16 protein-coding genes and 1 riboswitch are annotated in these 14,489 nt (G+C 40.7%); of the genes, 8 read left to right on the forward strand and 8 right to left on the reverse strand.

Annotated features, from left to right (window positions below; translation table 11 throughout):
* Window positions 1-279, reverse strand: coding sequence for a hypothetical protein (locus tag J7J00_RS05400; RefSeq protein ID WP_214788589.1), 279 nt, complete (start codon window positions 277-279; stop codon window positions 1-3).
* On the opposite strand from J7J00_RS05400, the gene J7J00_RS05405 reads away from it, so the two are divergent.
* The 5 genes from J7J00_RS05405 to J7J00_RS05425 all read left to right on the forward strand — a co-directional run bounded on the left by J7J00_RS05405 (window position 191) and on the right by J7J00_RS05425 (window position 4,911).
* Window positions 191-1,348, forward strand: a complete 1,158-nt coding sequence (locus tag J7J00_RS05405; RefSeq protein ID WP_286201186.1) for a GerAB/ArcD/ProY family transporter — start codon at window positions 191-193, stop codon at window positions 1,346-1,348. The genes J7J00_RS05400 and J7J00_RS05405 overlap by 89 nt on opposite strands.
* The gene (locus tag J7J00_RS05410; RefSeq protein ID WP_214788440.1) at window positions 1,323-2,558 is read left to right on the forward strand and encodes a spore germination protein; all 1,236 of its coding nucleotides are present in this window, start codon (window positions 1,323-1,325) and stop codon (window positions 2,556-2,558) included. Before J7J00_RS05405 ends, J7J00_RS05410 begins: the two co-directional genes overlap by 26 nt.
* Before the next feature lie 25 nt (window positions 2,559-2,583).
* Complete coding sequence (locus J7J00_RS28830) at window positions 2,584-2,820, forward strand: spore germination protein (protein WP_396020491.1); 237 nt, start codon at window positions 2,584-2,586, stop codon at window positions 2,818-2,820.
* 4 nt (window positions 2,821-2,824) lie between these two features.
* Complete coding sequence (locus tag J7J00_RS05420; protein WP_214788443.1) at window positions 2,825-3,970, forward strand: Ger(x)C family spore germination protein; 1,146 nt, start codon at window positions 2,825-2,827, stop codon at window positions 3,968-3,970.
* Window positions 3,971-4,473: 503 nt separating this feature from the next.
* The gene (locus J7J00_RS05425) at window positions 4,474-4,911 is read left to right on the forward strand and encodes a GNAT family N-acetyltransferase (RefSeq protein ID WP_214788446.1); all 438 of its coding nucleotides are present in this window, start codon (window positions 4,474-4,476) and stop codon (window positions 4,909-4,911) included.
* A 60-nt stretch (window positions 4,912-4,971) separates the two neighbouring features.
* Here the strand turns inward: J7J00_RS05425 and J7J00_RS05430 are convergent, their stop codons facing one another.
* Window positions 4,972-5,256, reverse strand: a complete 285-nt coding sequence (locus J7J00_RS05430; protein WP_053536026.1) for a transition state genes transcriptional regulator AbrB — start codon at window positions 5,254-5,256, stop codon at window positions 4,972-4,974.
* Window positions 5,257-5,748: 492 nt separating this feature from the next.
* Between J7J00_RS05430 and J7J00_RS05435 the strand changes: the two genes are divergently transcribed.
* The 3 genes from J7J00_RS05435 to J7J00_RS05445 all read left to right on the forward strand — a co-directional run bounded on the left by J7J00_RS05435 (window position 5,749) and on the right by J7J00_RS05445 (window position 7,753).
* The gene (locus J7J00_RS05435) at window positions 5,749-6,720 is read left to right on the forward strand and encodes a DMT family transporter (protein WP_214788449.1); all 972 of its coding nucleotides are present in this window, start codon (window positions 5,749-5,751) and stop codon (window positions 6,718-6,720) included.
* 205 nt (window positions 6,721-6,925) lie between these two features.
* Window positions 6,926-7,025, forward strand: a riboswitch (guanidine-I (ykkC/yxkD leader).
* A gap of 72 nt (window positions 7,026-7,097) precedes the next feature.
* Window positions 7,098-7,439, forward strand: a complete 342-nt coding sequence (locus tag J7J00_RS05440; protein ID WP_214788452.1) for a DMT family transporter — start codon at window positions 7,098-7,100, stop codon at window positions 7,437-7,439.
* Complete coding sequence (locus J7J00_RS05445) at window positions 7,439-7,753, forward strand: DMT family transporter (protein WP_214788455.1); 315 nt, start codon at window positions 7,439-7,441, stop codon at window positions 7,751-7,753. The genes J7J00_RS05440 and J7J00_RS05445 overlap by 1 nt, the downstream gene beginning before the upstream one ends.
* Before the next feature lie 173 nt (window positions 7,754-7,926).
* On the opposite strand, the gene J7J00_RS05450 is transcribed toward J7J00_RS05445, so the two are convergent.
* The 6 genes from J7J00_RS05450 to J7J00_RS05475 form a co-directional block, all read right to left on the reverse strand.
* The gene (locus tag J7J00_RS05450) at window positions 7,927-8,718 is read right to left on the reverse strand and encodes a DUF817 domain-containing protein (protein ID WP_214788572.1); all 792 of its coding nucleotides are present in this window, start codon (window positions 8,716-8,718) and stop codon (window positions 7,927-7,929) included.
* A 79-nt stretch (window positions 8,719-8,797) separates the two neighbouring features.
* Window positions 8,798-9,019: a helix-turn-helix domain-containing protein gene (locus J7J00_RS05455; protein ID WP_214788458.1), complete on the reverse strand. Its 222-nt coding sequence runs from the start codon at window positions 9,017-9,019 to the stop codon at window positions 8,798-8,800.
* A gap of 10 nt (window positions 9,020-9,029) precedes the next feature.
* Window positions 9,030-9,512, reverse strand: coding sequence for a DUF2975 domain-containing protein (locus tag J7J00_RS05460; RefSeq protein ID WP_214788461.1), 483 nt, complete (start codon window positions 9,510-9,512; stop codon window positions 9,030-9,032).
* Between the two features lie 224 nt (window positions 9,513-9,736).
* Window positions 9,737-12,946 carry a DEAD/DEAH box helicase gene (locus J7J00_RS05465; protein ID WP_214788464.1) on the reverse strand — a complete coding sequence of 1,070 codons (3,210 nt, stop codon included), beginning with the start codon at window positions 12,944-12,946 and terminating at the stop codon, window positions 9,737-9,739.
* A gap of 169 nt (window positions 12,947-13,115) precedes the next feature.
* Entirely contained in the window at window positions 13,116-13,346 is a 231-nt protein-coding gene (locus J7J00_RS29030; protein ID WP_342614348.1) for a YczF family membrane protein, read from the reverse strand.
* 27 nt (window positions 13,347-13,373) lie between these two features.
* The gene (locus J7J00_RS05475) at window positions 13,374-14,483 is read right to left on the reverse strand and encodes a GerAB/ArcD/ProY family transporter (protein ID WP_214788470.1); all 1,110 of its coding nucleotides are present in this window, start codon (window positions 14,481-14,483) and stop codon (window positions 13,374-13,376) included.
* Window positions 14,484-14,489: the final 6 nt, after the last annotated feature.

The following is a 14,489-nucleotide window of genomic DNA, read 5'->3' on the forward strand; positions in this document are numbered from 1 at the left end:
TCATTCCCCCTGATGTTCAATAAAAATAGCATCCAGTATATATTCTATATTCTTTATTGATTGAGACAAATCCTGTTTACCAGCAATTCTTTGTTTTGCAAGCCTGCACATGCTTTCATTAATCATCAGGAATATTAATCCAATCATTATCACGTATACTATTTCCATATTTAGCAACCATAACAAAAGAATGGCATTTACATCAATCCAATCTTTAAACAATGGAAATGGGGATAGGATCATCTTGAAGAAAATCAGTTCGATACAAACCCTTAGCATCTTCTTTTTATCAATCGGCCTTCTTAATCACGTTATTATGATCCCTTTCCTTCTATCCACCGGCGGAAGGGATTCTTGGTTTTTTTCTATCCTTATGATTGGATTGATACCGATTTGGGTCTACATATTATCGAGGATAATTAAGAATATGAATAATCAATCCATTATGGATTGGCTTGAAAATAGATTTGGGAAACCTATTAAAAATATCGTTTTATTCTTTATCGTGATTTATCTGATCAGCCTTGTATTGGCAACAACCAAAGAAACGATTGATTGGATCACGACAAGCTTTCTTTTTGAAACCCCAAGTTTAGCGATTATCATTCCGTTTACACTGCTATGCATCTTCCTTGCCCATTCAGGTATGCGCTCCATCGCCATTTGCTCTTCTGTATTATTGCCAATAGTCATCATTCTTGGCATTTTCGTGGCGACCGGAAATATGCCGACTAAAGACTATAGCCACCTCTTTCCCCTTTTCGAGAATGGTTATTTTCATGGCGTTAAGGCCCTGCAGTATTCTGGTTATGGTCTTGCCGAACTGATTTTAATCGCTTTTTTCCAAGAAAAGCTTACTGATAAAATCAGTCTGAAAGTATTGGTTTTCATATGCCTCGGTTTAGTATTTCTACTTCTAGGTCCATTAACAGCAGCACTCGCTGAATTCGGCCCGACCTTAGCCGAAGCCATGAGGTACCCTGCCTATGAACAGTGGCGGCTGCTGACTATTGGAAAATATATCGAACATACAGATTTCTTTTCCATTTATCAATGGCTTGCTGGTGCCTATATCCGTGTTTCACTGGCATTATTCTTAATAACTGAAGTCTTTTTTAATAGGAAAACGAAAAAAATGAAGGTAGGAATTCTTTTCGCTGTCGGCTTTCTCATGGTCGTCATCTCCATCGTACCATTCAGTAATTTCAAGTTTTTGCATGTGACCCAAACCTTTTATTATCCTGGCGCTTTTTATTTCCTATTACTTTTGTCCGCCTTTTTGTTTATCGGCACGTTCATTAGATCTAAGGAGGGGAAACGACATGAGAATGAAACGATCCAAAAATGAACCAACCCAGCCTGAATTAAAGGAGGAGACATTTCGGGAGTTATTCAGTTCAAGCTCGGATATCATATTTGACACGATTTATATCGGAGAAACCGAAAGACCCATTCCTGTCCATATCTTTTATTGCTCGGGTATGGTCGATATCAGTTTACTGAACGAAGGGATTTTGGAAAAGTTAAACAAAATGATGGAATTGGATGAGAGAATCGATGAAGAAGAAGTGATCAACAAGCTAAAACCATTGATAGATTTGAAGAAAGTGACGATTGATAGTGAATTCAATAGCGTCCAACAGCTGATTTTCTCCGGGAACGCCTTATTATTCATTCCATCAACCCAAAAGTTATTTTCAATAAATTTGTCCAATGTTCCGAACAGGCAGCCTGAGGAGTCTTCCTTCGAGGTCTCTGTAAGAGGACCAAGAGATGGATTTGTCGAGGATTTATCCATGAATACCGCTTTAATCAGAAAGCGGCTAAAAACAAAATCGCTTGCCTATGAAGACTTTATCGTCGGCAGGCGCAGTCAAACGAAAGTCGCACTGATGTATATGGATGACATCATTGATAAAGAACTGGTCAAAAATGTGAGGTCCAAGATTAACTCCTTAAATATTGATATATTGGTGAGCAGCCAACAATTGGAGGAATTGATCACAAACAGTAAATTTAGTATATTTCCACTCACTCATTATACAAGTCGCCCCGACTTTGTAGTGGAAGCACTCAATCAAGGAAGATTCATTCTAATCGTGGACGGAATGCCAACAATAATCGTGGCTCCTTCTACATTATTATTGCAAATAAAAACAGCAGAAGATTCGAATCTTCCTTATCTATTTGTAAGCCTTGAGCGACTGCTTCGCTTTATGGGGCTTGGCATTACCGTTTTATTGCCGGGATTTTGGATATCCATTTCCGCTTTCAATATTGAACAGGTGCCGTTCCCGTTATTGGCCACCATCACACTTTCAAGGCTTGGACTTCCCTTATCCGCCACCATGGAATTCATTCTCATGCTCATTTTATTTGAATTATTTCGAGAATCCGGAGTCAGGTTACCTAAAGCGGTTGGGCAAACAGTTGCCGTTGTAGGCGGACTCATTGTCGGTGATGCCGCGATAAGGGCAGGACTGACCTCACAAACCATGCTTGTGGTTACTGCCGTAACCTCTGTCGCTAACCTCTGTCGCATCTTATACTCTTGTTAACCAATCATTAACAGGTGCCGTAACGATTCTGCGTATGTTTGTGCTGTTGCTAAGCTGCATTTATGGAATTTACGGCACGATAATCGGTTTCCTTTCCATTGTCACTTTATTATCCAGGCTTGATTCATTCGGAGTTTCATATATTGGCGGAATGAACCCGCCAAGATTCACTAAACTACTGGATTCATTCATAATGAGGCCATGGAATTCCATGAGAAAACGATCCTTGGCCGCTAATGATAAGACCAGAAAGGGGCAGTAAGACCATGTTCCGCATCTGCAAAATATTATTAACCATCCCTCTATTCCTTTTACTTTCAGGCTGCTGGGATGAAAAAACGATCCAGGACTTTCATTATATAACAGCCATCGGGATAGATTTCAAAGATGGGGACTACATTGTATATACGCAACTTGTAGACTTCGCCGCGGTAGCTAAAACGGAGGCAAAGCCTTCGCAAAACCCTCCCGTATATGTCGGAAAACAAAAAGGCAGTTCCATCTCAATCGCTGTTAATAACCTAATGCACAATACTCAACAGGCCCTCTATATCGGGCATGTTTCCACTTTTGTTATCAGTGAAAATGTGTTGAAGCAGCAAAGTGCCGAAATAGTGGATTATATATACAGAAACCAATTACTTAGGTACTCAGCCAATATTTTTGCCACAAAAAGTTCAATGGATGATCTTTTCTCCATTAACGGTTATTTTAATTTGTCACCTTTATACACGACATTATTTTTACCAGAAGATGTCTATCGGAACAGATCATACATCGAGCCCATTACGGTCCAAAGGTATTATTCCAATCAACGGGAAAAAGCATCTACAACCATCTTACCCTCCATTTCCTGGAACGATAAAGTATGGAAAGAAAAAGATGAAAAAAGAAAAAGCATCTATATGGATGGTGCTTATGTCATTTATTATAAAGTATCCCAGCCCTGGTTCTCTGAAAAGGAACTGAACGGCATACGCTGGCTCACTAAAAGGACCAACAAAACTCCCGTAAACATTAACATGAATAAGCAAGACATCTATGCATCTTTCTCCCATCCGCATCATCAAATAAAGCCTGTTCTCAAGGACGGAAAGTACAAATTCGATATTGACGTTGACGTATCAGGTAAAATTCTGGGGCTTGATACCCAAATGGATATCACTAAAATAAAACGAAAATTCGAAAGCCAAATAAAAAAAGAAATCCAATCAACATTCATGACAGGGATTCAAAAGAACGCAGACCCTTTAAACTTAGGAAAAATCCTTTATATCAAAGAGACAAAATACTGGCAAAAGAATCATTTAAATGAGCCGAAGGATTACTTAGATAAGGATTCACTACATGATATAAACGTAAAGGTTCACATCCTTAACACAGGCGGTTTAGAAGCTAAACCACTCGAGTAATGAAGGATTTAGTTAGTGATTTAAGGGCCCACTTTGAAGATGCTCCTTTCACGAGTAAATCGGCTTAATTCACGAGTATTTGTTCCAATTTCACGAGTAAATTGCACAAACTCACGAGTATTTGCTCTAAACTCACGAGTAAACGCTTATAATTCATGAGTTTGCTGCTGCATTCTATGAGTTATGCTCCTTTCACGAGTGAATCGGCTTAATTCACGAGTATTTACTCTAATTTCACGAGTAAATTAGACAAACTCACGAGTATTTACTCTAATTTCACGAGTATCGCTTATAATTCATGAGTTTGCTGCTGCATTCTATGAGTAAACGCTTATCATCCTTGAGTTTGCTGCCCAACTTGGGTTTAATAGCCTTGTTCATGTAGGATGGCGCCTTTTTGAGCTCCATCCTGATTTTTGTCGCTGGAAATGTGGTCCTGAATTTGTCGGATAGTTTAAACAAATGGTAAATTAGGGGTATTAAACCATTAGGAGGAGCCATTTATGAGCATACAGAAGGCTACATTACATGAGCTGGAATCACTGACCGAACTTTTTGATTTATACAGAGTGTTTTATGAGCAAGCATCCGATGCTGTTCGTGCAAGGGAGTTTTTAAGGGAAAGGCTGACAAATGGGGAGTCTGTGGTTTTTATGGCCTATGATGAAGGAAATCCTATTGGTTTTGTACAATTATATCCTTCCTTTTCATCTGTGAGTATGATGCGGTCATGGGTATTGAATGATTTATTCGTGAAGGAGTCCGCCCGCAAAAAGGGATTTGGTGAGGAGTTATTGAACGCGGCCATCACATTTGCACACGAAACAGGTGCCAAAGGGGTTTCACTGGAGACAGGCAAGGATAATGTAAACGCACAGAAACTTTATGAAAAAATTGGTTTCGTCCGTGAATCGAATCATTTTTATTATTTCACCATTTAATATAAAAAAGTGTAGGGAAAACCTTCCCTACACTTGGATGCTATTTATCTAGTATATTAATTATTTAGCAGTTTCCATGCTGGCTTGAATTTCTTTAATTAGAAGTTCGGCACCTTCAGGGCTAAGTATTAATTTACCGTCAGCAAGTTTCATATTGTCATCGGAAACTTCACCTGTAACCTGGCAAGTCATGTTTGGTTTATATTTTTGAAGGATGATACGCTCTTGTTCTACATAAATCTCCAGAGCGTCTTTTTCATTAATTCCTAATGTTCGGCGCAGTTCAATCGGAATGACTACCCGTCCTAATTCGTCAACTTTACGTACAATACCTGTAGATTTCATTTAATTTACCCCACTAACTTTCTTGCGAATGTTGCATTTAATATTTCGTCACCATTCGACATTATTTGCACTTTTATAAAGATACCACTCCCTACCATATTCGTCAATTCTCGTATCTTCATATATTATCTGCCTCTATATGATTTTTATATAAAATATTAGTAATCCCTTCATAATCCGTGTCATAACAACGTTTCTCGCTTTTTTTGTTGGTACATTTTGTTAAATGAAATAGTAAAATGGAAACGTCTTTATTTAACTCCAAAAGCCATTCCATGTCGAATCATAGAGAAGGAATTTCACTAGCTTAAAAGAATCCTGTTGATTTTCTATTGCTTTTGAAGGACAATTTAAATTGATCGCTTATAATATTCCGAAAATTCATTCCAATTTTGACACAGTGGATATTTCTGGAAATTTTTTCAGAAAGCCGAAACGATTGCCATGCTTCCAGAGTCTTATTGACTCATAAAACAGATTGAGGTGAGTCAATTGCGTCCGATTATATTAGGTATTTGTTCCGCTTTCTTTTTTGCATTTACGTTTGTTTTAAATCAGGCCATGGAGTTGTCTGGCGGAAGTTGGATATGGAGTGCTTCGCTGCGTTATATCTTTATGGTGCCTTTTCTGTTGTGTATCGTGTTAAGCAGAAAAAATCTGCGCCCTCTTTTACGAGTGATGAGAGAAAAGCCGGGTCCTTGGCTGCTTTGGAGTTTTGTCGGTTTTGGGTTATTTTATGCTCCTTTATGCTTTGCATCCGCCTACTCACCTGGCTGGCTAATTGCCGGCACTTGGCAAATCACGATCATTTCGGGTGCATTACTTGCGCCGCTGTTTTTTGAGAATGTCCAAACGAAAGATGGGCTCGAAAGGCAAAGAGGAAAGGTTTCTGTGAAAGGCCTCCTCATGTCCATGATCATCCTGCTTGGAATCATCCTGATGCAGCTGGAACACACCAAGCACATTTCAATGGCCGATCTTTGGCTGGGAGTGATTCCAATCGTCATCGCCTCGTTTGCATACCCTTTGGGAAATCGCAAAATGATGGAAGTATCCGAAGGACGTTTGGATGCTTATCAGCGGGTATTGGGAATGACTTTGGCGAGTCTGCCATTCTGGTTTCTGCTTTCATTGTACGGTTTCTTTACAGTGGGGGCGCCGACGAAGATGCAAAGTTTCCAATCCCTTTTGGTAGCACTATTTTCTGGAGTCATCGCCACGGTCCTTTTTTTCAAGGCGACCGATTTGGTAAGCGGAAATATGCAGAAATTAGCTTCGGTTGAAGCTACACAATCGATGGAGGTCCTTTTTGCACTGGCTGGCGAATTACTGTTCCTATCTTTACCGATTCCTTCTCCGTTATCGTGGTTCGGCATCTTTATCGTCATCATAGGAATGATCCTGCATAGCTATGTATCACATAAAAAAGAAGGTCCATCCCGGAAACGGATAGTGAGTGCCTAAATAGCAAGTCAAAAAAAGCCCCGAAATCTTATCGGGGCTTTTTTGACCTGAAAACAGAACCTGACTATGTTCTTTTTTTGCATTGACAGGTCATGATAAATTGATGATTTTTTAGTGCGGCAAAAAGCTCACCATCCATTTTTTTCACTAACTTTTACCTTGAGTAAGTTCAAAAAGTATGTATAATGAAAGGTAATTGCATATGTCAAAGGTTTTCTAGGGTTCCGCAGTGCGTCCATTGCTGGTCTGGTCCGAGAGAAAACTCACAGCATGCTGTGCCACGGAAGGATAAAAGCCTGGGAGAAACTGTTTAACGGTTATCTCTTGGGCTTTTTTTGTTTTTTTGGTAAAGAATAAAATCGGAGGTGCGGTATTTCATGAGCACAAACTGGATTAAGGTATTCATTGCAGCTTTTTTTGAAGTATTTTGGGTGGTTGGCTTAAAACATGCAGATGACTTTTGGACTTGGTCTGGAACGGTCATTTCAATCATCATCAGTTTTTATTTGATGATAATGGCTGGCAGGAAGCTTCCTGTCGGAACGGTATATGCCGTTTTTGTCGGTATGGGGACGGCCGGGACCGTTTTTTCCGAAATCATTTTCTTTGGGGAATCCTTCAAGCTGAGCAAAACGCTATTGATCCTCCTCTTATTATCAGGAGTGATCGGCTTGAAACTAGTGACTGATGATAAGGCTGAGAAAGGGGAGGAATCTTAATGGCTTGGGTCTCTTTAATCTTAGCGGGGCTATTTGAAATGTTTGGGGTTGCGATGATAAATAAATTGCACAAAGACCGTAATTGGCAAGCCTTGCTGCTGTTATTCATCGGATTCGGAGCAAGTTTCCTATTTCTTGCTTATGCCATGCAAACCTTGCCGATGGGGACGGCTTATGCTATCTGGACAGGGATCGGCGCATCAGGCGGAGCGATAATCGGGATGCTCCTATACGGGGAATCCAAAGATTGGCGAAGGGTCATTTTTATAGCCATGGTCCTTGGCGCAGCAGTGGGATTAAAGCTTGTTTCATAGGAATGAGTGATGGTGATCTTTTGTAGAAATACAGAAGAATAAAAGGAGTTTGACACCACAATTCTTTATAAAAGCTTAGAAAATCAAAGACGACACATATATGTCCATTATGTGCCGTCTTTTCACCTAATTTGAATTAAGAAGATTTTTTCAAGCGAACGCCGAATTTCCCTTTATAAAAATTGACTTGCATCCATCTTAGTGGAATCTTTCCCCTTAACCTGTTTTAGCGTCGCTACTATAAGAAAGCTAACAATCACTAATAAGAGCCATGAACTTACCTTTCCTAGATGAACGAGACTCCATGCATCGGTTTGGTTTGGATATTCCCAAGCTCCAAAGAACGTTGCGATATTTTCGGCTATCCATATAAAAAATCCGATGAGAACGAATGAAAGTGCGATTGGCATACGATAACGAGTTCCGCCAACCTCGTATGTGACCCATGATCGCCAAAAGACGATGATGACAAGTCCAGATAACCACCAACGAACATCAATCCAATAATGGTGGGTGAAAAAATTCAAATAAATCGCAGCGGCAAGAGATACAACGGCCAAAAACGGTGGCCACTTGACCAGTTCAACCTTTAACCTCCTCCACGCCTGGCAAAGATAGCTCGCTACACTTGCGTACATGAATCCGCTATACAGAGGCACTCCAAAAATTTTGAAATATCCTTCCTCTGGATAAGCCCAGGAGCCCATATGTACCTTGAAAAGTTCAAGAGTAAGTCCAATAAGGTGGAACAATGTGATAACCTTTAGTTCATCCTTTGTTTCAAGCCCGGAACGCACCATCCACCACTGCATCAGAAGGCAGATGATGAGCAGCCAGTCATACCGCGGCAGGAAGGGAAGCGGTATGAATTTTGTAATAGCCAAAGAGGCAAAAATAACGGCAGGAAACAAGCATGATAAAGCCTGCTCCCAACCAAAACGAACGAGTTGTTTCAGTGCTCTCATGATTGGCGCCTCCATTTTTTTAATGGTTAAATTCATGAGTAACTCTCCTTTGATGAAATCTTTCTTTTCTTCCACTTTTTTAATCTTGGGTGTCTCCATCCTTTCGGTATTCTAAAATATCTCCGGGTTGACATTCTAAAGCTTTACAAATCGCCTCTAAAGTTGTTAATCGAATCGCTTTTGCCTTACCGTTTTTCAAGATGGAAAGATTGGCCATCGTTACTCCAACCCTCTCGGAAAGTTCTGTAACACTCATTTTCCTTTTAGCCAGCATCACATCAATATTGATTATAATCGCCAAGTTATTCACCTCAGACTATTAAGTCATTTTCTGATTTTATATCGATGGCTTCTTGTAAAAGCCTTTGAAGAACAGCAGCAAAGACTGCAATCACCATTGAAGCAAAAATGACGACCATTCCGATCAATATGATACCAGGGGCATCATCCATATCCGCTATGAGATAAAAGAGCGGCATGCCTAACACATACAAGCCACTGATTGTGATTGCACAATTTTTTATAGTCTTTAAAGCTCTTACAGATAATTCCGAGAAAGCTTTGTTCTTGTCAATATAGCTTAAAAGTTTAAAGGCTTGATATAGAGCAAAGTAAAAAGGTATCGCCGATGCATACAAATCGAGAAAAACAAGATATTTCAAATAAGTCATATCCGGATATAATTCTGCTGCAAAGTTCGCTATCTCAGGCACAAAAAAGATGCACAATGCAAGAACCGGAATTCCAATAAAAATAACAGCTATCTTTAAAAAGAGTGTTGTTCCTAGTTTCATAAAAAGCACCTCAATTATTTATTGTCAATTTAATTTAACATACGATTTATCGTTTTACAATAAAACATTGTTGTTTTTTATTATATTATTATTGTTATCTAAATATCCTTTTCTTTTTAAAAAAGAAAAAAAGCATTCCTCATTACAAAGAAATGCTCCATGACTAAACTATTCAATTCATAAATTGTTCCTGTCTACTGACTTGCGTAACCGTATCCCCCTCCTTATATCATCAGGATTTCCCTGATATCCTCTTCAGTAAGGGCAGTCGGCGACTTGTCCCCAGGGTCGATGATTTCTTCAATAAGGTGTCTCTTTTTCTCTTGAAGTTCATTCATTTTCTCTTCGATTGTGCCGCGGGCAATAAGTTTGATGACTTGAACCTCATTCTTCTGCCCCATTCGATGGGCACGGTCCGCTGCTTGTTCTTCAACTGCCGGATTCCACCAAAGATCATATAGAATGACTGTATCGGCACCCGTCAGATTGAGACCCGTACCGCCCGCTTTCAATGAAATGAGGAATATATCCCGTTCTCCTGCATTAAACCGATTGCAGATTTCAACACGTTCCTTTGATGGAGTTTGTCCATCCAGGTAGAAAAAGGGTTGTCCTTTCATGGCCAAATCCCTGCCGATAATTTGAAGCATTTTTGTAAATTGCGAGAAAATCAGCACCCGTCTTCCAGAATGCTTCGATTCCTCGACAATTTGCATCAGTTGCTCATATTTTGCTGAACTGCCTTTATATCCGTCCACAAACAAGGCGGGGTGACAGCATATTTGCCGAAGCCGGGTCAAGCCTGCGAGGATCCTGATCCGATTTTTCCGGAGGGTGTCCTTGTCCAGGTGTTTCAGCGTATCATGCCGCAGCTTTGCCAGATAGGCGCCGTACAGTTTCTTTTGATCAGGGAGCAGTTCCATCGATTCCAGCGACTCGATTTTTTCCGGTAGTTCCACCAGTACGTCCTCTTTCATTCTCCGCAGCAAAAATGGACGGATCCTGCGGGAAATCTGCTTCCTTGAGAGGTTGCTGTACTCCTTTAACCCCATGAATAGTTCAGGGAATACGACGTGGAAAAGGGACCAGAGCTCTTCTAGTGAATTCTCGATGGGCGTACCAGTCAACGCGAAGCGATGTGCCGCTTTTATCTTCTTGGCCGCTCGTGCCGTTTGTGTCACTGGGTTCTTAAAGGCCTGGGCTTCATCGAAGAACACCGTATGGAAGTCCTCTTTTTCAAACGACGTGATGTCTTTCCGGAGCAATGGATAAGAGGTGATCACTACATCCACGTCACCCACTTCCTTAAGCAGCTTCGTCCTTTCCGTCTTGTCGCCATCCACGACGACGGCCTGGATATCAGGAGCGAATTTAGTGAATTCACTCAGCCAATTGTAGGTCAATGATGATGGGCAGACAATAAGCGCCGGAATCCTCTTCTTACGGATGTCAGGTAACTCGGATAAAATGAACGTGATGCTTTGCAATGTTTTTCCCAGACCCATATCATCAGCAAGAATCCCGCCAAAACCATATTGGGCAAGTATTTTCATCCATTTGTAGCCGTTTTTTTGATACTCGCGCAAAATCGGGTCCAGACTATTTGGCACCACGAACTCCAAGGCGCCCGGATTCCTGATGTTATCCAAAAACTGCCGGAAGGATTCTTCCATTGTGAATGTCTGGCTGTCATTAACGGAATCAAGGAGCTGCAGCCCTTTTACGATTGGCATGTTCAGCCTGCTTTCCCAGTCTTCATCCTGTACGGGCAGTGCATTAAGAAAACGATTGATTTCCTCGTATTCCCTTGTTTCCAGGGAAAGCAGCGATCCATTCCTTAAACGATAGTATTTCCTTTTTTCTTCAAGCGCTGCTAAGACTTCACGTATTTGTTTATCTGGGATATCATCCATTTCAAATTTGAATTCGAGCCAATTAGTACGTTCCTTTTTAATTTTCACCCTAATGCGCGGTGCAGCATTCCCACGGGAAATTCGGTTTCTTACAGCGGTCGTGGCATAGATTTGTACCAGCTTCTGGAGTTTTGGAACGATGTGATACAAAAACTCATACTCCAACTCTTCGTTATGCAAGAAATAGCCGCCGTCCGTCTTGGCAAACTGGCTATCCTCCATCAGCTTTAGTATCTCCGCCTCCTTCTCTACATCCCTTATCACCTTGGATTCCTGTTTTTCCAAAGGGTTGATCACGATATTATCATAATGGAACTCCAGCCCCGCAAGCAGCTTGTTTTTTACACGATCCAAGTATAGCTTCGCAACCAGCGGTATTTTCAAAAACAATTCAGTAATGGATCTTGCTATATGTACTTCACCCAGTCTTTTCAAACCTGGTACCACTTTGTCCATGAATAATTCAAGCTGGTCATGATGGATTGGAATTTGATTCATCCCCGAATCCTCCATCATTTGCTTTAACTCTGAAAGGCGTTGGAAATCCTCATTTTCGAGCTGAACCAATTCCCCTTCAAATAGGACCAATGTGTATGCATTCATGACGATCATCTCGTGCAGCCTTTTAATATTCAGTTGATAACCTTTGACCTCGCTTTCGGTAAAGTCAAACTGTAAAGGAAGCGGTCCGTTTGATAAACGAAAGCCATTGAATGTAAGACCACCATAGGCAAGCTTCACCGATGGAGCTACTTCAAGGATGGGGACAAGCCTTCGAAAAGAAGATGGAGGCAAAAGTAATAAGTGATTGTCCAATGTGTATTCGGATTTATCCGTCAGGGCGTCAACATAGACTTTTTCATCCGATATCACTGTAATGAGCTCCTGAAGCACGATATCATTTTCATTCTGAAAACAATGCAGCACCGGGTCATATATAAATGAACGGGACACTTGGGCAGGCTTTCCTTCTTTAACTCGCTTCAGGAAATCCCGGACATTCGCCACATTGAAAGAACCGATTTTCATTTCCAGTCCTAACATATATTGATCCGTTCCCATCCATACTGGTTTACACGTAAATTCCGCTTCAAGCATCTTTCTTTTTTCAAAGTGGCGCTGATGACCCCTTTTGCGTACAGGCTGATTATTGAAAAGGGTCAGCAAGCCTTCTGACAACTTCTTATTGGCTGAAGCATCAGTACTGTCTGCATTTAGGCCCTCAGGGATCGTTCCATCTCGCTGATGGTCGTAAACCGACAGCAGGACGGCTGCAATATGCTGGCAATCCCTTGGGAAGGAAGCAAGCGTAGGACAGCTGCATTTCGTCTGAAATCCGCCGACAGCATCCACTTCTATCGTGACATAGAAGTCTTCCTTTCCTTTAACCGTTGCTTCACAACCATCAGGACGGTAACTTTCAAATGTCACTTTATTGGCACGATGAAAAGCTTCCCCTCTTTTGAAGGAGACGGCCCCGCACATGTCTTTTATGATTTTTTGATTCAATTTGATATCCAAATTGCCGTCCTCCTTCCGAGGTTTTTTGTTGAGTGATTTTACATTCCGCTGAAAAATAAGCTCATTTTATCATTCTACTATGAAATGGGTTTACGGGGTTGTAAAAAAGCAAAAAGACAAACTCCCATATTCGGAGTTCATCTCTATTTCAGCACCGGGAATTTGCGGCTCATTGTTGTCCTTTGGTGTTGCCTTTCTTCTTTTTTCGATAAAAGAAGCTGAACAAAAGGAGTACAAGAAGAATGAGAAAAAGGATAAATTCAGCTGGGTCCTTCACCAAAAATGGGTTAAAGGCGTGCTTGATTGAATTATCCAAATCAAATCCCATTAATATATCCATACCTAAAGTTAAGACCACTAAAGGGGCTAGGATCAAAACTGTAATACCAAAGATTTTCATTTCACATCAATTCCACCTTTTAGGAACTTATTTTGGTGCTTGTTTTCCTTTTTTTCGATTCTTAAAAAAGGCAATGATCAAGAGAAGCAATGGGATAATCACTTGAAATGGCAGATGGATGTAATGTGGTACGGCACCTAGCCCTTCATAGATATGTTCCGTATAGCTGCTTGATATAATGATCGAAATCAATAAAATGATCATGCCAACAGGGTAAGCAAGTCTGGAGGGCTGTTTAACATTGAAAACATTCGCCGTACCCGCTACCGCTACATAAGTAAATACACTTAACTTGATGAACCCGCCAATCATCAACAAAAACAAGAAGTACACATCGAGACGTTCAATAAAGCCAGCGACCTCTATGGACTGAATGAGGGTAAGAAGAGGGTATTGCGAACGTGTTGTAAGGTCCACACCAAGTACAGCAATATTCACGGCCATTATTACCGCGAGAAAAATACCGCTTGTCGCCAAGCTCCCTATTCCAATTTTTTTCAATCGCTGAGGTTCATTCAAATAAGGAAAAATCATTAAAAACACTATGACCTCGCCAAATGGAAAGAATACGGTTTTCGTGAAACCCATTTTCAACATCTCTGTCCCGCTGATTTCAAAAATGGGTTTTAAGTTGTTTAAATGGATCATGCCAGAAGCAATAATTAGAAGCATGAAGGTCATTAAAAGTAAATTCTCCAAGACAAAGAATAGTTCCCCCGTCCTCGCCAATACTTCTATCCCTTTACGGACCGTATACACCACGACTAAAATGAATACAGCGTTCGCAAAAAATAACGGAATATGAGGATAGGCAAAAGTAAGCAGGGTATCTCCGAAATCCCTCAGCACCCTTGCAGCAAGATAGATGAAATAAAGGATGTATAGAAAAGCTACGATCTTGCCTAGAAAATTCCCCAATAGATGTTTTACAAACTCTGTTAACAGCTGATCAGGGTAGTATTGAAAAAGGCCATAATAAATGAAAAATAATAAAAATCCGCCTATCATCGCAATAAGGATGACTAGCCAAGCAGCCTGCTTGGCTTCACCTGCAAGCGGAACCAAAAGTGCACTGCCCATCTCAAACAGGAAAATAAGGACGAACAGCTGGTAACCGCTGATTTTTGCCTTTTCCATGAGGAT

Origin of the sequence: Bacillus sp. ISL-4, assembly GCF_018613275.1 — a bacterium.
Classification (GTDB): Bacteria; Bacillota; Bacilli; order Bacillales; family DSM-1321; genus Peribacillus; species Peribacillus simplex_E.

Excerpts from the sequence above, each read along its gene's own strand:
- J7J00_RS05425 (WP_214788446.1), top strand. The coding sequence starts at position 4,474 with ATGAGCATACAGAAGGCTACATTACATGAGCTGGAATCACTGACCGAA.
- J7J00_RS05420 (WP_214788443.1), top strand. The coding sequence starts at position 2,825 with ATGTTCCGCATCTGCAAAATATTATTAACCATCCCTCTATTCCTTTTA.
- J7J00_RS05445 (WP_214788455.1), top strand. The coding sequence starts at position 7,439 with ATGGCTTGGGTCTCTTTAATCTTAGCGGGGCTATTTGAAATGTTTGGG.
- J7J00_RS05440 (WP_214788452.1), top strand. The coding sequence starts at position 7,098 with ATGAGCACAAACTGGATTAAGGTATTCATTGCAGCTTTTTTTGAAGTA.
- J7J00_RS05400 (WP_214788589.1), bottom strand. The coding sequence starts at position 279 with ATGCTAAGGGTTTGTATCGAACTGATTTTCTTCAAGATGATCCTATCC.
- J7J00_RS05450 (WP_214788572.1), bottom strand. The coding sequence starts at position 8,718 with ATGAGAGCACTGAAACAACTCGTTCGTTTTGGTTGGGAGCAGGCTTTA.
- J7J00_RS29030 (WP_342614348.1), bottom strand. The coding sequence starts at position 13,346 with ATGAAAATCTTTGGTATTACAGTTTTGATCCTAGCCCCTTTAGTGGTC.
- J7J00_RS05475 (WP_214788470.1), bottom strand. The coding sequence starts at position 14,483 with ATGGAAAAGGCAAAAATCAGCGGTTACCAGCTGTTCGTCCTTATTTTC.
- J7J00_RS05460 (WP_214788461.1), bottom strand. The coding sequence starts at position 9,512 with ATGAAACTAGGAACAACACTCTTTTTAAAGATAGCTGTTATTTTTATT.
- J7J00_RS05405 (WP_286201186.1), top strand. The coding sequence starts at position 191 with ATGGCATTTACATCAATCCAATCTTTAAACAATGGAAATGGGGATAGG.
- J7J00_RS05410 (WP_214788440.1), top strand. The coding sequence starts at position 1,323 with ATGAGAATGAAACGATCCAAAAATGAACCAACCCAGCCTGAATTAAAG.
- J7J00_RS05430 (WP_053536026.1), bottom strand. The coding sequence starts at position 5,256 with ATGAAATCTACAGGTATTGTACGTAAAGTTGACGAATTAGGACGGGTA.